Origin of the sequence: Blautia wexlerae DSM 19850 (assembly GCF_025148125.1) — a bacterium.
GTDB lineage: Bacteria > Bacillota > Clostridia > Lachnospirales > Lachnospiraceae > Blautia_A > Blautia_A wexlerae.
In genome coordinates this window covers 1,074,731-1,095,873 of sequence record NZ_CP102267.1, presented here as the reverse complement: position 1 = coordinate 1,095,873, position 21,143 = coordinate 1,074,731, and the positions used below count along the sequence as shown (strand labels likewise).

General features: G+C 41.2%; 18 protein-coding genes, 2 tRNA genes, 2 pseudogenes and 1 riboswitch. Of the genes and pseudogenes, 7 read left to right on the top strand and 15 right to left on the bottom strand.

Translation table 11 applies throughout. The annotated features are described in order from the left end of the window. Positions 1-81: 81 nt before the first annotated feature. The 3 genes from NQ550_RS05055 to NQ550_RS05045 all read right to left on the bottom strand — a co-directional run bounded on the left by NQ550_RS05055 (position 82) and on the right by NQ550_RS05045 (position 3,499). Positions 82-930: a carbohydrate ABC transporter permease gene (locus NQ550_RS05055; RefSeq protein WP_025579796.1), complete on the bottom strand. Its 849-nt coding sequence runs from the start codon at positions 928-930 to the stop codon at positions 82-84. A 3-nt stretch (positions 931-933) separates the two neighbouring features. Beyond that, positions 934-1,836, bottom strand: coding sequence for a carbohydrate ABC transporter permease (locus tag NQ550_RS05050; RefSeq protein WP_025579795.1), 903 nt, complete (start codon positions 1,834-1,836; stop codon positions 934-936). 295 nt (positions 1,837-2,131) lie between these two features. Then, on the bottom strand, positions 2,132-3,499 hold the full coding sequence (locus NQ550_RS05045) for an extracellular solute-binding protein (RefSeq protein ID WP_025579794.1): 1,368 nt from the start codon (positions 3,497-3,499) through the stop codon (positions 2,132-2,134). Positions 3,500-3,856: 357 nt separating this feature from the next. Between NQ550_RS05045 and NQ550_RS05040 the strand changes: the two genes are divergently transcribed. Next, a complete protein-coding gene (locus NQ550_RS05040; RefSeq protein WP_008705680.1) occupies positions 3,857-5,041 on the top strand; it encodes an iron-containing alcohol dehydrogenase in 1,185 nt (394 codons plus the stop codon). Positions 5,042-5,157: 116 nt separating this feature from the next. Continuing rightward, positions 5,158-5,230: transfer RNA gene (locus NQ550_RS05035), tRNA-Phe, on the top strand. A 155-nt stretch (positions 5,231-5,385) separates the two neighbouring features. Here NQ550_RS05035 and NQ550_RS22755 read toward each other — a convergent pair. Next, positions 5,386-5,487: a DUF6783 domain-containing protein gene (locus NQ550_RS22755; protein ID WP_349826277.1), complete on the bottom strand. Its 102-nt coding sequence runs from the start codon at positions 5,485-5,487 to the stop codon at positions 5,386-5,388. Here NQ550_RS22755 and NQ550_RS22430 point away from each other — a divergent pair. Then, positions 5,450-5,623: pseudogene (locus NQ550_RS22430) on the top strand (DUF6783 domain-containing protein); the annotation flags it as partial. The gene NQ550_RS22755 and the pseudogene NQ550_RS22430 overlap by 38 nt on opposite strands. Here NQ550_RS22430 and NQ550_RS23020 read toward each other — a convergent pair. Continuing rightward, positions 5,606-5,659 (bottom strand): annotated as a pseudogene (locus NQ550_RS23020) (DUF6783 domain-containing protein); the annotation flags it as partial. The pseudogenes NQ550_RS22430 and NQ550_RS23020 overlap by 18 nt on opposite strands. A gap of 110 nt (positions 5,660-5,769) precedes the next feature. On the opposite strand from NQ550_RS23020, the gene NQ550_RS05030 reads away from it, so the two are divergent. Continuing rightward, positions 5,770-7,053, top strand: coding sequence for an O-acetylhomoserine aminocarboxypropyltransferase/cysteine synthase family protein (locus tag NQ550_RS05030; RefSeq protein ID WP_025581303.1), 1,284 nt, complete (start codon positions 5,770-5,772; stop codon positions 7,051-7,053). A 149-nt stretch (positions 7,054-7,202) separates the two neighbouring features. Here the strand turns inward: NQ550_RS05030 and NQ550_RS05025 are convergent, their stop codons facing one another. After that, positions 7,203-8,342: a 3D domain-containing protein gene (locus NQ550_RS05025; protein ID WP_025581302.1), complete on the bottom strand. Its 1,140-nt coding sequence runs from the start codon at positions 8,340-8,342 to the stop codon at positions 7,203-7,205. 306 nt (positions 8,343-8,648) lie between these two features. Between NQ550_RS05025 and NQ550_RS05020 the strand changes: the two genes are divergently transcribed. The 3 genes from NQ550_RS05020 to NQ550_RS05010 all read left to right on the top strand — a co-directional run bounded on the left by NQ550_RS05020 (position 8,649) and on the right by NQ550_RS05010 (position 9,375). Next, the gene (locus NQ550_RS05020) at positions 8,649-8,894 is read left to right on the top strand and encodes a type II toxin-antitoxin system RelE family toxin (RefSeq protein ID WP_008705686.1); all 246 of its coding nucleotides are present in this window, start codon (positions 8,649-8,651) and stop codon (positions 8,892-8,894) included. 4 nt (positions 8,895-8,898) lie between these two features. After that, a complete protein-coding gene (locus NQ550_RS05015; RefSeq protein WP_008705688.1) occupies positions 8,899-9,132 on the top strand; it encodes a hypothetical protein in 234 nt (77 codons plus the stop codon). A gap of 170 nt (positions 9,133-9,302) precedes the next feature. Next, a tRNA-Gly gene (locus NQ550_RS05010) sits at positions 9,303-9,375 on the top strand. A 323-nt stretch (positions 9,376-9,698) separates the two neighbouring features. Here NQ550_RS05010 and NQ550_RS05005 read toward each other — a convergent pair. The 9 genes from NQ550_RS05005 to topA form a co-directional block, all read right to left on the bottom strand. Continuing rightward, a complete protein-coding gene (locus tag NQ550_RS05005) occupies positions 9,699-10,883 on the bottom strand; it encodes a phosphoribosylaminoimidazolecarboxamide formyltransferase (protein ID WP_008705691.1) in 1,185 nt (394 codons plus the stop codon). A 129-nt stretch (positions 10,884-11,012) separates the two neighbouring features. Then, entirely contained in the window at positions 11,013-11,726 is a 714-nt protein-coding gene (locus tag NQ550_RS05000) for an IMP cyclohydrolase (protein WP_008705693.1), read from the bottom strand. 71 nt (positions 11,727-11,797) lie between these two features. Further along, positions 11,798-11,878, bottom strand: a riboswitch (ZMP/ZTP riboswitch). Between the two features lie 91 nt (positions 11,879-11,969). Next, positions 11,970-12,674 (bottom strand): peptidoglycan recognition protein family protein, encoded by a 705-nt coding sequence (locus NQ550_RS04995; RefSeq protein ID WP_081703264.1) that lies wholly within the window; start codon positions 12,672-12,674, stop codon positions 11,970-11,972. A 245-nt stretch (positions 12,675-12,919) separates the two neighbouring features. Next, a complete protein-coding gene (gene guaB, locus NQ550_RS04990; RefSeq protein ID WP_008705695.1) occupies positions 12,920-14,377 on the bottom strand; it encodes an IMP dehydrogenase in 1,458 nt (485 codons plus the stop codon). Positions 14,378-14,486: 109 nt separating this feature from the next. Further along, on the bottom strand, positions 14,487-14,990 hold the full coding sequence (locus NQ550_RS04985; protein WP_025579651.1) for a DUF6106 family protein: 504 nt from the start codon (positions 14,988-14,990) through the stop codon (positions 14,487-14,489). Positions 14,991-15,359: 369 nt separating this feature from the next. Further along, entirely contained in the window at positions 15,360-16,979 is a 1,620-nt protein-coding gene (gene groL, locus NQ550_RS04980; RefSeq protein WP_025579650.1) for a chaperonin GroEL, read from the bottom strand. Between the two features lie 131 nt (positions 16,980-17,110). Then, on the bottom strand, positions 17,111-17,395 hold the full coding sequence (gene groES, locus NQ550_RS04975) for a co-chaperone GroES (protein WP_008705701.1): 285 nt from the start codon (positions 17,393-17,395) through the stop codon (positions 17,111-17,113). Positions 17,396-17,810: 415 nt separating this feature from the next. Beyond that, complete coding sequence (gene codY / locus NQ550_RS04970; RefSeq protein ID WP_008705703.1) at positions 17,811-18,596, bottom strand: GTP-sensing pleiotropic transcriptional regulator CodY; 786 nt, start codon at positions 18,594-18,596, stop codon at positions 17,811-17,813. 371 nt (positions 18,597-18,967) lie between these two features. Next, on the bottom strand, positions 18,968-21,037 hold the full coding sequence (gene topA, locus NQ550_RS04965; RefSeq protein WP_025579645.1) for a type I DNA topoisomerase: 2,070 nt from the start codon (positions 21,035-21,037) through the stop codon (positions 18,968-18,970). Positions 21,038-21,143 lie beyond the last annotated feature (106 nt).

The following is a 21,143-nucleotide window of genomic DNA, read 5'->3' as shown; positions in this document are numbered from 1 at the left end:
ACATGATCAGGGGGGATTTTATCTCCCCAATATCATACCATGTTCAATGGTAAATGGACACAACAGATTCTGCAGAAAGAATCAACCCTTTACAGCACCTGCAGTCATACCTTTTACCAGTTTATCCTGGAAAATAATGAACATGATAACCATTGGTAAAAGTGTTAATGTAAGAACTGCCATGATCATTGGTGTATTCATAGAATACTGTCCCTGGAATTCCCAGATTGCCAGCGGCAGGGTACGATTCTGTGAGGACTGTGTCAGTGTATTTGCGAAAGAGAACTCATTCCACATATTTACACCATTGTAAATTGCCAGTGTCGCCATTCCGGGTTTGGAAAGCGGCAGAATCATGGAGAAGAACATCTGAATCTTTCCACATCCGTCAATTTCAGCAGATTCTTCGATTTCCCTCGGAATCTCTTTCATAAAGCTGGTCAGGATAAATACGGAAATCGGAACTGCGAATGCGACATACGGTCCGATCAGTGACCAGATTGTATCATAAAGTCCTGTTGACTTTGACATTTTGAACACAGGGATCAATGTAATATGTACAGGAATAGACATACAGGCTACAATGATCGCATAAATCGGCTGTGCCATTTTAAACTTAAATCTTGCCAGAGGATAAGAAGCACATGCTGAAATAAACAGCAGCAGGATCAGGGAAATTGCAAGAACGATCACACTGTTCTTGAAGTAATTTGCAAACCCTCCTGTAAGTACCTCAGTGTAATTGGACCAGTTCAGTTTATCAGGAAGCTGGAATACACCCTTGGTAAGCATCTCAAATTTCTCTTTGAATGAGTTCAGCACCATGAATATAAAAGGTGTAAATGATACAATTGCTGCACCGATAGCAAGAACAAAAGCAATGACCCAGGCTATGATGCTTTTTCTTCTACTTTTCTTATAGCTGTCCATCCCTTAATCCTCCTGTTTTCCGTTTATAAGTTTCATAGTAATCATAGATACCATTGTAATCAGGATAAACATACCTCCTGCAATGGCTGAGCCATAACCCATGTTAAAGTTCTTGAATGATTCTTTGTACATATAGGTTGCCATCAGCTCTGTAGCAGTACCAGGACCGCCCCCTGTCATAACATAGATCAGATCGAAGTATTTCAAAGATCCAACCATTGAAAGGATAGCTGCACTCTTAATTGACGGAATAAGAAGTGGAAGTGCAATCTTCCAGAAATACTGTCCTCTTGTAGCACCATCGATTCTGGCTGCTTCAAATACATCATATGGAATGTTTGTATAACCAGCCATAAAGTAAACCATGTAGAATGGTGTAAACTGCCATGCAATGATAAGAATAACTGTGATCAATGCTAATTTCGGATTACCAAGAAGGTCAATATTGCCCCCTCCGAACCATCCGGAAATTGTGCTGGCAATACCTCCGTTTGTTGCAAGTGCGTATGTGAAAAGGAAACCAATTGCAACAGAAGACATAAGCATTGGAATAAACCAGATAACCTTGAAAATTGTAAGTTTCTTACCGCCAAAGTCAAGGAATGTTGCCATTGCAAGTCCTAACGGAATCTGGATAATGATAGATAAGATCATGATAATAACGTTGTTCTTAAATGCTGTCCAGAATTTTGTATCTTTGATCAGTTTTGCCCAGTTTGCAAGTCCTACCATCTTCTTGTCTGCGGAAATACCATTCCACTGGTATCCGCTTGTAATAAATGTATCAATAATCGGATATGCGATAAATACTACTAATAAAATGATAACAGGTGCCAGAAAAAGTGCTGCTGTCTGACGTGTTTTTCTCTGTCTTAACTGAACCAGAGATATCCCTTTTTCATTCATTTTGGTGCCTCCTTTTTAATACTTTCTGAGATTTGATCATCTGACCTAACGTATGCCAGAGTATGTTTGAAAAATGCTTTCGGAATATGTTAGAGATATATTTCTGAGATGGTTTTTATATATTTTCTGACATGCTGTCTGATACGTAATTTGACATTGAAATGATTTTTCAAGCACGCTCTGTGTACTCACATATTGTTTTTCAAGATAAAGGGTTCTGCACTTTCGGCATGTGCAGAACCCTTCTTTTCTACCCTTACTCAGGTCAGAATGAATGCCTGCTTTCCTTTAAAGATTATTCAGCATCATCTGCTGCTGCATCATCTGTAGCTTCTTCTGCAGTATCATCTGCTGCGCCGGAATCAGATTTGGTACTTAAATATTCGTCCATTGCTTTCTGCATTTCTTCCTGTGCTTCCTGAGGAGTCTTTGTCAGACCAAATACTTCCTGTAAGCCATCAAGATGTGCAGATGCAACAGATGTTGGCAGATACTGGTCATACCACAACTGGATAGAAGATGCTTCCTGAGCTGCATCAAAAATTTCCTTTACAACAGGGTCTGAAATGTGGTCTCCTGCATCTTTTACAGGAACAATCTTGTTGTTAGAGTATGTCATGTCTGCAACTTCATCAGATAAATGATCTGTTGCACATTCAAATGCTGCTGCAAGTTTATCACCTTCACAGTTGAAGGAAATGAACTGATCACCTACAGTACCGATCTGGATTGTAGGATCAGCATCGGAATCATCAATTGCAGGGAATGGGAACCAGCCGATCTTCTGATAGAATTCCTCACTGTCAGACTGGAATGTTCCTGTATACCATGAGCCACAGAGAAGCATACCTGCGGTCTCCTGATACATTAACTGTTTTGCCTGTCCGTCATCTTCGCTTAAGGAGTTTACGCCATCCGGGAAGTATCCGTTGTTAACCCACTCCTGAATCTTCTCACCTGCTTTGATGAAGCAGTCATCTGTGAATTTGCCGGTTCCTGCAACTGCATTCTGGAATGGTTCCAGTCCGCCATAACGTGCTGCCAGAGACATGAAGTACATGGAACCTGTCCATTTGGAACCATTAGCAAGTGCAAAAGGTGTAATTCCGTTTTCTTTTAATGTTGCACAGATATTTTCCAGATCAGCTAATGTCTTCGGTTCTTCAAGTCCGTACTGTTCAAACATATCTTTGTTGTAGAAGATACCTGCCAGAGAAACATTCAGATATGGGATCGCATATACATGTCCGTTGTAGCTTCCCTGTTCAATAGCTGCATCCAGAAGTTTATCTTTAACATCGGACTTATCAAGAAGATCATCAATCGGCTGAGCAAATCCGGAATCAATATATTCATACATCGGACCACCGGACCAGCTTGAGTACATATCAGGACACTCACCGGAGCTCATTGCGATAACAAGTTTTTCTTTGTATGTATCGTTCTGAATGGATACCTGATTTACAGTGTAGCCTGACTTTGTTTCTTTGTTGAACTTATCTACTGCTGCGGTAACAATATCTTTATCCGGACTCTCTACCGCGATATTCCAGTAGGTAATTTCTTTGTCGTCAGCTGCAAATACCGTTGTCTGCGCTGCCATAGGTACCACCATAGCTGCTGTCATGGCAAGTGCCATAATCTTATACATTCTTTTTTTCATTTCTTGTTTCCTCCTTTTTTTGTTCACTTTGTATATTTAAGTGTATTTATCATAGCATTCCATTCACATAATGCCCATAAAATATTCTGTCCAAAATCTATAAATTTCTGTCTTTCCGTTTTCTGTGTGCAGAAAATTATAGATATCTGTACTGGAATCTTTCCAAAAATGTCTTCTGAGAACCAGCAAAAATTACTTTCAAATTTTAATTTTTTTATTATTTTTTGACTATTTTTCCATTATTTGCTTTAATATAAAAAGGAAGTCCCACCTACTGCTCATTACATTTTACAATTAAAGCAGAGGACTTACCTGATTCAGTTAACCTTTCAATCTATAGGAGGTCGTTTACATATTATGAGAAATTTTGAATATTATACACCAACACAGGTTCTCTTTGGCAAAGATACCCACCTTCAGGCAGGTTCCCTGCTGAAGAAGTATGGAGCAAAAAAAGTTTTGATCCATTATGGAGGTCAGAGTGCTGTCCGTTCCGGACTGATTGATGAGATCACTTCTAATCTGAAAGAAGAAGGTCTTGAATACATCACCCTGGGTGGTGTCATTCCTAATCCACTTCTTTCCAAAGTCCGCGAGGGAATCGAATTATGCCAAAAAGAACATGTAGACTTTATCCTTGCTGTAGGAGGAGGAAGTGTTATTGACTCTTCCAAAGCCATCGGCTATGGCGTTGCCAATCCGAACAATGATGTCTGGGATTTCTGTCTGAAAAAAGCTGTTCCAACCGGCTGTCTGCCCATTGGTGTCATCCTTACAATTGCGGCTTCCGGAAGTGAAATGAGCAGTTCCAGTGTTATCACAAATGAAGAAACAAAAGAAAAACGTGGATGTGCAAAGACAGATTACTGCAGGCCGAAATTTGCCATCTTAAATCCACGTCTCACCTACACACTCCCACAGTATCAGACAGAAAGCGGATGTGTAGATATCCTCATGCACACCATGGAGCGATATTTTGTAAATATTGAAACTATGGAGATTACAGATAGTATCAGCGAAGCTCTGATGCAGACAGTCATTTACAATGCCCGTATTCTTATGAAAGAACCAGACAATTACAGCGCCAGGGCAGAAATTATGTGGGCAGGAAGCCTTTCCCACAACGGTCTGACCGGATGCGGTACAGGTGGTGGTGACTGGGCATGCCACCAGCTTGAACATGAACTGGGAGGTGTCTACAATGTAACTCACGGAGCAGGTCTGGCAGCTATCTGGGGAAGCTGGGCACGATACGTCTACGAGGTGAACCCTGAACGTTTTGCTCAGTTTGCCACCAATGTATTTGACATTCCATGTGGAACTGATTATAAAGAAACAGCCCTTGCAGGAATTGAAGCAATGGAAAATTTCTTCCGGTCTGTAGAAATGCCCACCAGTTTACATGAACTGGGGCTGGATCTCACAGATCAGCAAATTCATGATCTTGCATTCAAATGCAGTTTTGAGGACACTCGCACCATTGGAGTCTTTAAACAGCTCAATATGAGAGATATGGAAAAAATCTACCTTATGGCAAGATAAAATAAATTTTTGTTATAATTTTCTCTTTTTTCGCAAAAATCATAAAAATTACTTGCATTCAAACAATCGATATGCTATTATAAGGCCTGTGATACACAACAGTTCACAGACCAAATGCCCAGATAGCTCAGTTGGTAGAGCAGAGGACTGAAAATCCTCGTGTCGCTGGTTCGATTCCGGCTCTGGGCATTTTTTATTTTCTTTTTTGCTCACGGCTGGTTAGAAAAAGCCTGGGCATTTTTTATTTTCTTTTTTGCTCACGGCTGGTTAGAAAAAGCCTGGGCATTTTTTATTTTCTTTTTTTGCTCACGGCTGGTTAGAAAAAGCCTGAGCATTTTTTTATTTCATTTTTTAATATTGTCTTCTCTCACTTTCAGCAGTATAATTTTTCCAGAGTATGTTTGAAAAATGCTTTCCGCAAGATGTGCGTCACAATTTGTGGGAATGATTTTTCAAACACGCTCTAGAGTGTGTCTGAAAAAGGCTTTCTGCAAGATGTGCGTCACAATTTGTGGGATATTTTGCCCGGATGAGGGCGCCGTAGCGGGCTACGGCAACTGAATTCGGGTGAAATATCCCGCAAAGTGGGGCGTGCAGATTGCGGGAATGATTTTTCAGACACGCTCTAAGACTATCATGAAATTTTGTATCAATATCATCACAATTTTCCCAATATTAATACAATATTTTATTGAAGCAATATTTCACATAAGAAAGGAACTAAACTCATGAGTGACTTTAAAGTCGAGACTAAATGTCTCCATTCCGGTTACACTCCGTCTAAGGGTGAACCATGCGCACTCCCGATTTATCAGAGTACCACTTATAAATATGATACTACTGATGAAATGGGACAGCTCTTCGATCTTAAGGCAGAAGGATACTTCTATACCCGTCTGCAGAACCCCACAAATGATGCTGTAGCAGCAAAAATTGCAGATCTGGAGGGTGGTGTTGCCGCTATCCTTACCTCTTCCGGACAGGCTGCCAACTTCTATGCAGTCTTCAATATCTGCGAAGCAGGTGATCATGTTGTGGCGGCTTCTACTATTTACGGAGGAACCTTTAACCTCCTGGCTGTTACCTTCAAAAAGCTTGGCATTGACTGCACTTTCGTTGACACCGATGCTAGCCCTGAAGAAATTGCAGCTGCCTTCCGTCCTAATACAAAGGTACTTTTCGCAGAGACCATCGCAAACCCGGCCCTGGTAATTCTTGATATTGAAAAATTCGCAAAGGTTGCTCACGAACATGAAGTTCCGCTTATTGTAGACAACACCTTCGCTACACCTGTAAACTGCCGTCCTTTTGAATGGGGAGCTGATATCGTCACCCATTCCACAACCAAATATATGGACGGACATGCTGTGCAGGTTGGCGGAGCTATCGTTGACAGCGGTAACTTTGACTGGGATGCCTATGGACATAAATATCATGGACTGACTGAACCGGATGAATCTTATCATGGTGTTATTTATACTAAACAGTTTGGAAAGAAGGCTTATATCACAAAGGCAACCTCTCAGTTAATGCGTGACCTGGGCTCTATCCCGTCTCCTACAAACTGCTTCCTGTTAAACCTGGGACTTGAAACTCTTCCTCTCCGCGTGGAACGTCACTGCTATAATGCACAAAGAATTGCAGAATTTCTGAATGCCCATGAGAAAGTATCTCATGTAAACTATGCAGGACTTCCTGATGACAAATACTATCCACTTGCTCAGAAATACATGAACGAAGGCAGAACCTGCGGCGTTATCTCCTTTGAACTGACAGGAGGCCGAGAAGCTGCAGTCCGCTTTATGGACAGCTTAAAGCTTGCCACCATCGCAACGCACGTAGCAGCATCCAAAACCATGATCCTGCATCCTGCAAGCCATACTCACCGTCAGATGAACGACGAACAACTTGCAGAAGCCGGTGTATCACCGGGAATGATCCGTCTCTCCGTTGGTATTGAAAATGTTGAAGACATCATTGCTGACATCGAACAGGCATTAAAAAACGCATAAAAGATAATTTCAAAAAATCCGAAAGAACTTCTGAAATGATTACAGATATAACAGATCATTTCCAGATTCTTCCGGATTTTTATTTTCAGGTCAAACGGATATTCGCAATCCGCTTTGCTACTTGATTCGGTTAAATTCTTTCTTATTTTCTACTTTAACAAATAAACATCTGTATAATATACCCCTTTGTCCTCCCCTTCCTGATGGGTAGCAACATAAATATCTATACAATTATGTTTAATCGCACCACCACAGTCCTCTGCAACATAAACCTGTCCATTGATCACAACCTTAGATCCATATGGAATCTGTGTAGGGTCCACCGCAATCGTACGGTTTGTCGTAGCAGTCACCCCTGTAGAAGTAATGCCATTTGCCCAAGGGCCACAACAAATACTGCAGGGACAATAATGAGTAATCTTAAAGGTTCCCAGCGGAACCAGTGACGCATCTGAAGACACAGCTACCGGAGTTCCCACCTTCACTCCATCCACAGACTCTCCCTTTGAAGCAGTTACACCATCCACAGCCTCTGCAAAAACGCCTTTGCCCTCACTCTTATGAATCGTTCCAGCTTCTTCGCCGTCTACTTTAGCGACCTTTGACTCTTCCGTATTCTCCTCTGCTGCTGTATTCTCCAGAACACTGGTTGGAATATATCCAATGCCTCTTTTTCCATTCTCTTTTTTATAGTAAATCTGACTCCAGATGCCATTTACTGTAGCCAGGCGCTTCACTTCATCCTCCTGAATGACCTCACCTACTACCTGTCCATCCTTCTTTCCCGGATAATCCAGAATATCACTGTCCTTCAGTGCTGTAAAAGTTCCCTTTGCCTGAGCAACCTGATCACTGTCATTGATATGTTTTGTGGGCACATAGCCACTGATCTTTTCCGTACCCTTTTTGCTCTTTTTCTCATAAGTCACTTTACTCCAGCCATTATCACATACGGCCACTCTCTCTACACCGGTACCAAGATACACTCTTACAAGCTTCTTTCCGTTTTTCCCCGGCATAGAGCGTATATAAGTTGCCTTTGCAGAAACAGAAACCTTATCCGACTTGGCAACTGCCGTTACCTTCTCTCCACTTCCATCATCAATCTCAAATGTCTGCGGTATCTTATTATCCTCCTTATAAGCATTAATTGTCCCCTCATAATCCAGAATATCCGCAGAAACTGTTGTTGGTAAAGTAAGCATACTGCAAACTAATAATACTAAAATTTTTTTCTTCATAAACTGAGCCTCAACTCCTTTATAGTCTCTCTCCGTCTGTCCTATCATAGCACACCCCCTCCCAATTTGCAATTTTCCAGTTACTGTTCACTCCGTTCTCAGTAACGTAGCCAAAATTCATTCCAGATTGCCTGCGGCAATGGAATTTTGGCTTGTATGTCTCGGGATTTTGGCATATTCATGCCAAAACACCTCGCGGGATAGTGGTGTGTGAACAGTAACATTTTCCACCCCATCCTTCACGGAATCTTCATAAACTATGTTGCTTCTATGATTTCTATATGCTATAGTAAAATTATCAGAATTCTATTCTGCCTTACGAAAGATAAGATATAAATATTTTTTCGTAAAGGAGTGAGAAATCTGGAAATTAAATATTCAAAACAAGCCCTTAAATTTTTAAAGAAACAAGATACTATTACTCAAAAGAGGATTCTTAATGCAATATCAGTGCTCCCAAAGGGAGATGTTAAAGCATTGCAAGGCAAAGACGGTTATCGACTACGAATAGGCGATTATCGTGTAATTTTTAATAATATTGACAATATTATTTTTATTAGAATGATTGGCAATCGTGGACAGATTTATAAAGGAGTGTGATTTTATGACTGCTGTTAAAGAACGTATTATAGGTGCTGTATCAATTATGAGTGATAAAGATGCTAATATATTCTGGCATATTATTCAAAAACATTTTAAACTGCCTGATACATTCGCAGATATAGAAAAAGTAGAACCCGATGAAACAGATTTAATAATGTTAAAGGAAATCGAAAACAACCCTGACTGTCACGAATTCATTTCTCAGGAAGAATTAATGAAAGAACTTAATATGTAAGTATTGTTCCCTGAAAAGTGCCAATTTCAGCACTTTTCAGGGAGTCATAATTTTTCAATAAAACCATTATATAAAATTTCAAAATAAATAAAAAAACATTTGACAAACTCCACTGTATATAGTATCATATATTTTGTCGCTGAGGTATTCCCTCAAACGACATCATAAATGCGATAGTGGCGTAGTTGGTAACGCGCGACCTTGCCAAGGTCGAGACCGCGGGTTCGAGCCCCGTCTATCGCTCTTAAAGCATCAGCTAAGGCTGATGCTTTTTTCATCCCCTTCTATTAACTTTCCATGACTATAGCAATTCCATATCTGCGAATAACATCTATAGCCAATATTCAGTGTGAAAAAAATAATGGTTTGGGGCGCATTTGCAGGAGTCTTAGAAAAAATTAGCGTCAGGAAATCTGCGTTATGTAAAAAAATCTCACTGTCTGAGCCGCATTTGCGGCGAGTTTGAGATTTTTTTACATGTTTTTAGCAGATTCCCTGACGCTTAGTTTTTCTTAGGCTCCGAAACCGCGCCCCAAACCATTATTTTTTTCACACGTCACTTGGATTTAGTGATGGAACAATCTGATACCAGTAAAACTCATCACCATTCCATATTTATTGCAAGTCTCGATCACAGCATCATCACGCACAGATCCACCCGGCTGCGCAATATACTTCACGCCACTCTTATGAGCACGCTCAATATTATCACTGAATGGGAAGAATGCATCAGATCCCAGTGTAACATCCGTCATCTGATCCAGCCATGCACGTTTCTCTTCTTTTGTAAATACTTCCGGTTTCTCCGTGAAAGTTTTCTCCCACATACCATCAGCAAGTACATCCATATATTCATCCCCGATATAAACATCAATGGCATTGTCACGTTCCGCACGTGAAATTGTATCTTTAAATGGCAGATTCAGCACTTTCGGGCACTGGCGAAGGAACCAGTTGTCTGCCTTCTGTCCTGCAAGTCTTGTACAATGTACACGTGACTGCTGTCCTGCACCAACACCGATAGCCTGTCCATCTTTTACGAAACATACAGAGTTGGACTGTGTATATTTCAGGATGATCAGAGAAATCTTCATATCTCGTTTTGCTTCCTCTGTAAGCTCTTTATTCTCTGTCACAATATTGGAAAGCATTGCATCATCGATCTCAAGCTCCTGACGGCCCTGCTCAAAAGTTACACCAAATACTTCTTTGTGTTCCAGCGGAGCCGGTACAAAGTTCTCATCGATCTGGATCACATTGTAGTTTCCTTTTTTCTTCTGCTTCAGGATCTCCAGTGCTTCCTCTGTGTATCCAGGTGCAATAACACCGTCAGATACCTCTCTCTTGATCAGAAGTGCTGTATCTTTATCACACACATCAGAAAGAGAAATAAAATCACCAAAAGAGGACATTCTGTCAGCACCGCGAGCTCTTGCATAAGCGCATGCTAATGGTGAAAAATTCTTCCAGTCCATATCATTTACCCAGTAGATCTTTGCCAGAGTCTCTGTAAGAGGAAGTCCTACAGCAGCACCGGCAGGAGATACATGTTTAAAAGATGTAGCTGCAGGAAGTCCTGTTGCTTTCTTCAGATTGGATACCAGCTGCCAGCCATTAAAAGCATCCAGGAAATTGATATATCCCGGTCTTCCGGAAAGGATCTTTACCGGAAGCTCAGATCCGTCTGCCATATAAATTTTTGCAGGTTTCTGATTCGGGTTACAGCCATATTTTAATTCGAATTCTTTCATTATATAAATCCTCCGTATGAACCAAATAAGTATTTTAAAATTAATTCCTGTAAATAATTTCTTACTGCGAAAGCATCGTCTTATGTTCACAATAATCTATGAGCACTATCTGTACTCAGTAAGTGACTATTATTTATTCTTATTAATGATCTTGCTTTCGTACTTACCTGTCTCAATATCAATATATCTTACAAACAGAGATACTTTGTTATCTTCGTTCAGGCTGTTCCAGAGAAGTTCTGCAAACTCATCCATATCATCCGGAATTGCTACCAATTTCGGTTCGCCTTCAAAGCTTGGAAGTGGATTTCCGTCACATTTATAAGTATGGATGAAATGTCCCTCTCCTGCAATGGCATTCTCGTATGCAAATGTGTATCTGTTACATGCATCCGGATTTCCGTTGTTGCTCTTGAGAATTGACATTGCATAGTTGAATTTTCCGTTCTCTACGTGCATAACACCGGAGATACGAGGTGTATAGTTCGGACCGTCCGGCTCGAATTCTCTGCTTCTTAAGGACTGCTCAAAAGTAAGCTGATGATCCATTCCCTCATAAATGGTATCTGTCTGATCTCCGTTAGTTACGATTGTTTTGTTTCCCAGTACACGTACAGGTGCATAGATGATCAGACTCGGATCTGTAAGTTTGGACGGATCAAATGCCTGGGTACGGATTCCCTCACCATCCTCTACAAATACTCTGTTTCTGCTGTTCTCGCTTCTGCCCATGATGAAATAAGCTGTCACTGCTTTCTTACCGTCTGCGGAACGTCCAATCACAATTCCTCTGCCAGGATAGGAATTCTCTTTCAGTTCTTTTTCCAGTGATAACATTTCCATAATTTTTCTCCTTTTCGTTAAAAATAAGGTTAAAAAAAGCCTGGGAAACCTATTTATTCATTGAATAATTTCCAGGCTGCCCAGGCGGTCGGCTCATATACTCGCTGCACTCCCTGTAGGTAATCCTACTTCCGCCAGTCATGCAGGCACTGTTGTGAAAAAAAATCACACGTTGTTATTATAGTACAATACTTCTTTGTAGATTTCAAGGCAAATTTTTTTGTACTGTGCTGAATTTTCGTTTTACTGAACATCCTGCAAACCATAATCAACATCAATCTGCACCGCAATATCCGATTTCATCTGTATCCATGCATCCGGATTCTCCACATAATATTTCGGACAGTTTTTTCCGGTAACATCATAATGCCGGATCACGTTCTCTGATGTAAGCCCAAACCGCACGCACAACCACGCAGAAAGCTTCACTGCCGAATCATAAGTTGCCTCATTAAATTTCCCCGTCTCATCCGGATGACAGCACTCGATGGACAAAGTATCTACATTACGTGAGTTCGTCGCATAGGACATCTCTGACGTAGGAATACACTGCACCACTTCCCCATCCAGCCCCACCACAAAATGACTGCTCACCTTTGTGTCATGAGTAGTCGCCAGATTCTCAAAGTAGTTCCTGTTTGCAATGGCTGTTGCCCCCGGATTTGCAGTATAATGAATGGCAATATACTGTACACTCTCAATGGGAATCTGCGGTCTGGAATATTCATTCGGCGTCAGCAGTTCCACATCTATGTACGGCGCCCCTTCTTTTTGCCATTGTTCCGGTCCGCCTGAAGAATCCGCATTATCTGTTCCTGACTGTTCCGCATCAGAAATCATCGTGTCAGAATTATGTAAAAAGTCCCCAATACTCCATCCATTTTCACTGGCCCGATTTATTATGATCCACCCACTCAGAACTATGATCACGAGCAGCATAAGGCTCATAAGAATTCTCTGATTTCTCTGCCTTACTCTGCTGCTCTTTCGTCTTTTCGACCTGCTGTTTTTCTTTTTTACTGCAGTTTTCCCTGTTCTGGTATCTGTTTTTTTCTTTTTGTTTATATGCTTTTGCATTTTTACCTTCTCTTACGGGATTTTACTCCCTGCAAAAATACCCCGGCCGGCATGCCTGGAAATCTTATTTCTTTCCATCAGCAGCCAGCCGGGGCATATATTACACCTGAAATTTATTATTTGTCATCTACGCTATAGTTCGGAGCTTCTTTTGTGATATGAATATCATGTGGATGAGATTCCTTAAGAGATGCAGCAGAAATCTTGATGAATCTGCCTGTTTCTTTAAGCTTCTCAATAGTTTCTGCTCCACAATATCCCATACCGGAACGGAGACCGCCCATGAGCTGGAATACAGTATCCTCAACATGTCCTTTGTAAGCAACACGTCCTTCTACGCCTTCCGGAACAAGTTTCTTCGCATTCTCCTGGAAGTAACGGTCTTTACTTCCGTTCTCCATAGCTGCGATAGATCCCATACCGCGGTATACTTTATATTTTCTGCCCTGATACAGTTCGAATGTTCCCGGGCTCTCGTCGCATCCTGCAAACATGCTTCCCATCATGCAGACATTCGCACCGGCTGCGATTGCCTTTGTGACATCTCCGGAATACTTGATACCACCGTCTGCAATAATCGGGATTCCATATTCTTTTGCAGCTTCGTAGCAGTCCATAACAGCAGTGATCTGCGGAACACCGATACCTGCAACAACTCGTGTGGTACAGATAGATCCAGGTCCGATACCAACCTTAACTGCATCTACACCGGCCTCGATCAGAGCCTTTGTCGCAGCACCTGTTGCTACGTTACCTGCGATCACCTGCAGTTCCGGATATGCTGCCTTGATCTCGCGTACAGCCTTCAGAATGTTCTCTGAATGTCCATGTGCAGAATCAATTACGATCACGTCTACAGATGCCTTTACAAGTGCATCAACACGTGCAAGTACATTAGCAGTGATTCCTACCGCAGCACCGCAGAGAAGACGTCCCTGCTCATCCTTTGCAGCCAGAGGATATTTGATCTGTTTCTCAATATCTTTAATAGTAATTAAGCCTTTTAAGTTAAAGTCATCATCTACAATGGGTAATTTCTCTTTACGTGATTTTGCCAGAATCTTCTTGGCATCTTCCAGTGTAATTCCCTCTTTGGCTGTAATCAGTCCCTCAGAAGTCATGCACTCTTTAATCTTCTTGCTGAAATCTGTCTCAAACTTCAGATCACGATTGGTAATGATTCCGACCAGTTTTCTGCCCTCTGTGATCGGCACACCGGAGATACGGAACTTTGCCATTAACTCATCTGCGTCCTTAAGTGTATGTTCAGGAGATAAATAGAAAGGATCTGTGATAACACCGTTCTCAGAACGTTTTACCTTGTCTACCTCTTCTGCCTGCGCTTCAATGGACATATTCTTATGAATAATACCAATACCACCCTGTCTCGCCATGGCGATCGCCATGCGATGCTCGGTTACTGTATCCATTCCTGCACTCATCATAGGAATGTTCAGTTTAACCTTCTTTGTTAAGTAAGTTGTGACATCTACCTGATTCGGAATTACCTTTGAATATGCCGGAACTAACAGCACGTCATCAAAAGTAATGCCTTCACCAATGATAGTACCCATTGCATTTCCTCCCTTGCGTATATGAAATTAAATTACTATTGTAATGTAAAAAGGAACCAGCAACTGGTCCTTTTATTTTCAACAAGTGTAACAAAAATCAGATTCTATGTCAATCCAAAAAAACTTTGCTCGGTGCTGAATTTTTCATAGCCTGTGCAAGTGACTCATCCGGTTCCAGGATGATCTTGCATAAATTTCCGTCCAGTCTTGTGATAACACCAAAGCGTTTATGCTCCGGATTTCCTGATGAAAAGTCCAGTACTTTCATGTTCTGGTTTCCGTTGTAATAGTCCATTCTGTGGGAATCCAGCGGTGCTGCCAGATCTGCTTCTGATAATTTGAAGCTCTTTACTTTCTTTCTTTTTGTCTTTGACATGATCATGTCGATGTCAAAATCGCCATTGATAAACAGATATTCATATTCTACATCTGTTTTCGGGATTACAAAATAGCATGCAATTCCAAGCGCTACGGCAATGATCAGTGCCAGCGGTGTGATGATAAGTCCGGCAAATACTGCCAGCACTGTCAAAACGATCAGACCGTATTTGAGCAGGCTGTCTTTAGCCGTCTTATCTTTCTTTACCAGTAATTCTGAATACAAGTCGCCCATTGTTTCGTCTCCTTTTCATTTGTTCAGCTGTTGAAAGCAGCTTTTTTTGCACAGCATATTTAACAATTATATTTTATTCATCATGCTGTTTTTCTGCATTATATCACAAAACGGAACCATCGTCTATGACGACGGTTCCGTTTCACATATTTCCGCCTGCGCTGTTTTTATCTATAGCAATCCTCGTAAATAATGCATTTAAGACAGTTCAGCAGAGTGCGAAAGACAAGGAAGATATCTGCAGGCGTGCTGACACATGGCAAAGATATCTGACGCAGGATTTCACACTCTGATGGGCTGGATTAAGATGCATTATTTCAGAGAATTGCTATAAGCATACTGCGGTATAATTTTATCGTTTATTAAAGATTACATCATTCCCATTCCCGGGTTAGCAGCCGGTGCAGGTGTGTCTTCTTTAATAATTGCAACAGCAGATTCTGTTGTAAGTAATGTAGAAGCAACGCTTGTAGCGTTCTGAAGAGCGCTTCTTGTAACCTTTGCAGGGTCAAGGATGCCTTCGCTTACCATGTCTACATATCTTTCATTCAGAGCATCGAAACCGATTCCTGGTTCGGATTCTCTTACTTTGTTGATGATTACGGAACCTTCAAGTCCTGCATTTGCAGAAATACGGAACAGAGGAGCTTCCAGAGCTTTCAGGATGATATTTGCACCTGTCTTCTCGTCACCTTCCAGAGTTGCTGCAAGTTTTGCAACTTCTTTGGATGCGTGGATGTAAGCAGATCCGCCACCTGCGATGATACCTTCTTCTACTGCTGCTCTTGTAGCTGCAAGAGCATCTTCCAGGCGAAGCTTAGCTTCTTTCATTTCTGTCTCAGTGGAAGCACCAACACGGATAACAGCTACGCCGCCAGCCAGTTTTGCAAGTCTTTCCTGTAATTTTTCTTTATCAAATTCAGATTTTGTTTCTTCAATCTGTCCACGGATCTGAGCAACACGGTTTGCGATTGCATCTTTGTCACCCATACCGTCAACGATAACTGTGTTCTCTTTTGCAACTTTAACAGATTTTGCACGTCCTAACTGCTCCATAGTTGCGTCTTTCAGTTCCAGACCAACTTCTTCGGAGATTACCTGGCCGCCTGTAAGGATTGCGATATCCTGAAGCATTTCTTTTCTTCTGTCACCATATCCCGGAGCTTTGACAGCTACTACCTGGAAGGTTCCTCTTAATTTGTTTACGATCAGAGTTGTAAGAGCTTCACCCTCTACATCTTCAGCAATGATAAGAAGTTTCGCACCAACTTTTACGATCTGCTCCAGTAATGGAAGGATTTCCTGGATGTTGCTGATCTTCTTGTCTGTGATCAGGATATATGGATCTTCCAGATTTGCTTCCATTTTTTCCATATCTGTTGACATATATGCGGATACATATCCACGATCGAACTGCATACCTTCTACAAGGTCAAGTTCTGTGTGCATTGTCTTGGATTCTTCTACTGTGATAACGCCATCTTTGGAAACTTTTTCCATAGCATCTGCTACTAACTGTCCAACAGTCTCATCGCTTGCGGAAATAGATGCAACGTTTGCGATCTGTTTCTTGCCGCTGATTGTCTGGCTCATGTTCTTGATTGCTTCTACAGCTACATCTGTAGCTTTCTTCATTCCTTTTCTGAGGATGATCGGGTTAGCGCCTGCTGCCAGGTTTCTCATTCCTTCGTGAACCATAGCCTGTGCAAGAACAGTAGCTGTTGTTGTACCATCACCTGCTACATCGTTTGTTTTGGAAGCAACTTCTTTGATCAGCTGTGCGCCCATGTTTTCAAATCCGTCTTCCAGTTCAATTTCTTTTGCGATTGTAACACCGTCGTTTGTGATAAGCGGAGCACCGTATGGTTTGTCAAGAACTACGTTTCTTCCTTTCGGTCCTAATGTTACTCTTACTGTATCAGCTAATTTATTTACACCAGCTTCAAGAGCTGCTCTGGCTTCTGCGCCGAATTTAATTTCTTTTGCCATGATAATATGACCTCCTGATTCAAATTTTGATCTCTATGAATTCTTTCTGATACTTAGCCGGTATTTCATGTTACATCCTGTAAATATTATCTTATAAGTATCTTCATTTATGTTTTCTATTTTGATATTGCTTATTTAACAATTGCAAGAATATCATTCTGTTTTACGATAATGTATTCTGTGCCATCCATCTTTACTTCTGTTCCTGAATATTTGGAGTAGATAACTTTATCACCTACAGCTACTTCCATTTTTACTTCTTTGCCGTCAACAACTCCGCCAGGTCCTACAGCTACAACTTCTGCCTGCTGTGGTTTCTCCTGTGCCTGTCCCGGAAGAACGATTCCGGATTTTGTTGTTTCTTCTGCTTCAACCTGTTTTAATACAACTCTGTCACCTAAAGGTACTAATGTCATGATCTATATCCTCCTTTATTCTCCAACCTGGAATCTCTGTTACCGTCTCTGCTATTCTTAATATCCGGCAACTGTTTCGGCACTCTGTCTAATTCTGCCGATTTTTGCTAGCACTCATTTACTTCGAGTGCTAATCACTGTCCTTATATTATTGAAAATGAGTCGATTTCGCAAGTGCTTTTATCATTATAAAATAATCTATATTCTCTTTTTTACTTATATATACTCTTTTTTTCTTTTGTTTTCTTAATTTACAAATAATTTTGTCATATCTTCCTTGTCTTTCGCATTCAGTTGAATTGTCTTCAAATACATCAATTAAGAGGCTTGCTATAATTCCTGTAACATAATAAAAAGACCGTCCACCATACAGCAGACAGCCTTCTTGCATTCATTATTTATGGAAGCTTCTATATCAGGATTTCTTATTTCTCTGAGCTTTAATCTCTTCCAGTTCATCAAAGATGACTTCATTCAGCACTTTAATGTAGGTTCCTTTCATACCGGAAGATCTGGATTCAATCACACCGGCACTTTCAAACTTCCTCAAAGCGTTTACGATAACAGATCTGGTGATTCCCACGCGGTCTGCGATCTTACTTGCAACCAGGATTCCCTCATCTCCGTCAAGTTCATCAAAAATATGGATGATCGCCTCCAGTTCGGAGAAAGATAAAGTATTAAACGCAGATTTCACTACCTGCTGCTTTCTGTCCTCCTCAGCATTCTCTTCATGAACCGCTCTCATCATCTCAAGCCCTACAACGGTTGTTCCATATTCACTGACAATAATATCTTCAATGTCATATGGTTTCTCATAACGATACATAAATACAGTACCCAGTCGTTCCCCTGCAATATCTATCGGATTAATGATTCCCTGATAACTGCTTGATACATGTTCAAATCCCAGTGTCTGAAGATTTACATTCTCTTTTGTTGACAGGACACCCAGAAATCTCTCGTTTAACAGGGAATCTACATATCCGCCAACCTTGTCCTCGATCAGTTCAGTGATCTCCTCTACTCCCGGGCATAAACTGACACCCAGAACCTTTCCTTTTTTACTGAGAACCAGAATGTTGGAACTCAGTGTCTCCATCAGAACCTGACAGATGTCATTAAATACCACTTTGCTGGAACTGCTGTTATGCAGAAGTTTATTAATTTTTCTTGTTCTATCCAGCAGCTGAACACTCATATTGTCCTCCTTTCACCCTGTACATATCCGAAATCTTTCTGTCATTATTTCATAAATGAGCAGTCACTTTCTTTTGCTCGCAAGGAAGATTCAGACACACATGGTCATTAACATTACTGATACTTTGATTTTACACGTTTTAAAGTCAAATTACAAGACAAATTTTACTATTTTTTTATTTATTTTTGCTTTTCTGAAAATAGATTCCTTTTATAATATTATTCAATAAATATCATCATCAAAAATTCAAAGGATTGAAGACAAAAAGTCAGAAAGTCACTGACTGTAAGACAAAAAACGGAACTGTTGCATTAATGAAATTCATTTTCAACTGCTGCAACAGTCCCATTTATAACATTTACAATCCGTTATTATTCTTTCTCGTCCTTTGTCTCTACATATCCACATGTCTCCTGGCTGCAGACAAGCTTATTCCCCTTTTCCACCATATAGCTTCCACATTTCGGGCATTTCTTTGCTGATGGTTTCTGCCAGGACATGAAATCACAATCCGGATTATCCTCACATCCGTAGTACTTACGTCCTTTTTTTGTTTTCTTAAGCACAATCTCTTTTCCACATTTCGGACATGCCACCCCGATCTTCTCAAAATATGGTTTGGTATTTTTGCATTCCGGAAATCCCGGACATGCAAGGAATCGTCCATGAGGACCATATTTGATCACCATATGTCTGCCACAGTTTTCGCAGATCACATCTGTCACTTCATCCTGAATATCAACCTTTTCAAGTTCTTCCTCTGCAGCATCTACATCCTTCTTCAGATCCGGATAGAAGTTGCTTACTACTGTCTTCCACTTTACAGTTCCTGCTGCCACACAGTCCAGAAGCCCTTCCATAGTCGCAGTGAAATTTACATCTACAATACTCGGGAAAGCCTGTTTCATAATATTATTGACAACTTCCCCCAACTCTGTAACATACAGGTTCTTCTGTTCTTTTGCAACATAACGGCGGCTGATGATCGTTGTGATCGTCGGCGCATAGGTACTTGGACGTCCGATTCCCAGTTCTTCCATAGTCTTGACCAGAGATGCCTCTGTATAATGTGCAGGCGGCTGCGTGAAATGCTGTTCTGGTTTCAGTTCCTTAAGACTAAGCTTCATTCCTCTTTCAAGACTCTGATTCAGAACATTTCCTTTTTTCTGGTCCTCTTCATCTGTGTATACAGACATAAATCCGTCAAATATGATCTTGGAGGCAGAGACTGTAAAAATATACTGGTCTGCACCAATCTTTACAGATGTTGTTTCGTATTTTGCAGGAGCCATTCTGCTGGCCGCAAAACGTCTCCAGATAAGCTGATACAGTCTGAACTGATCTCTTGAAAGAGATTCCTTCAGTACAGCCGGTGTACGGCTGATGTCTGTAGGACGGATCGCTTCGTGAGCATCCTGGATCTTCTGTCCCTTTTTCACAGCTTTCTCAGACTTTGAAACATAATCCTCTCCGTACTGAGCAGTGATATATTCTCTTGCAGCAGCATCTGCTTCCTCTGAGATTCGGGTAGAATCTGTACGCAGATAAGAGATCACACCTACCGTTCCATTTCCTTTGATATCAATTCCTTCATACAGCTGCTGTGCCAGACGCATTGTCTTCTGTGTGGAAAAGTTTAAGGTCTTGGCTGCTTCCTGCTGTAAGGTACTTGTAGTAAAGGGAAGCGGTGCATTCTTGATCCTCTCGCCTTTCTTTACTTCATTGATCTCATATTCTTTATCTTTCAGAGAGGCCAGAAGTTTATCCATTTCCTCTTTGCTGTGGATATCCATCTTTTTATCTGTTCCATAAAACTTCGCCTGCAGCGGTTTCTTCTCACCCTTCACCTGAAAATCTCCCTCCAGGCTCCAGTATTCTTCCGGAATAAACGCATTGATCTCATCTTCTCTGTCACAGATGATACGAAGCGCAACAGACTGTACGCGCCCCGCACTTAAGCCTCTCTTGACTTTTGCCCAGAGAAGCGGGCTGATGGTATAACCTACCATACGGTCAAGCATACGTCTTGCCTGCTGTGCATCTACCAGATCCATATCCAGGTCTCTGGCCTGTTTGATCGATGATTTTACTGCTGTCTTGGTAATCTCGTTAAAGGTAATCCTGTGCATCTTCTTCGGATCTTCTTTTAATGCCTGCATCAGATGCCAGGAAATTGCCTCTCCCTCGCGGTCAGGGTCAGTTGCAAGATAAATCTTATCTGCTTTCTTTGCAGCCTTGCGAAGCTTTGCAAGCAGTTCTCCCTTTCCTCTGATCGTTATATATTTGGGTTCAAAATCATGCTCAACATCAATTCCGAACTGACTCTTCGGGAAATCACGGACATGTCCGTTAGAAGCTTCCACATCGTAATTCGCACCGAGAAATTTCTTTATTGTTTTCACTTTTGCAGGTGATTCTACTATCACCAGATATTTCGCCATGCTACCTCTCCTAGTCGTAATCTGTTATTCTTCACAGTGTCCCTGAACGGGCACATTGCCTGACAGCGATATTGTTACATATGAAAATCGCCCTGCGCCGCAGAAA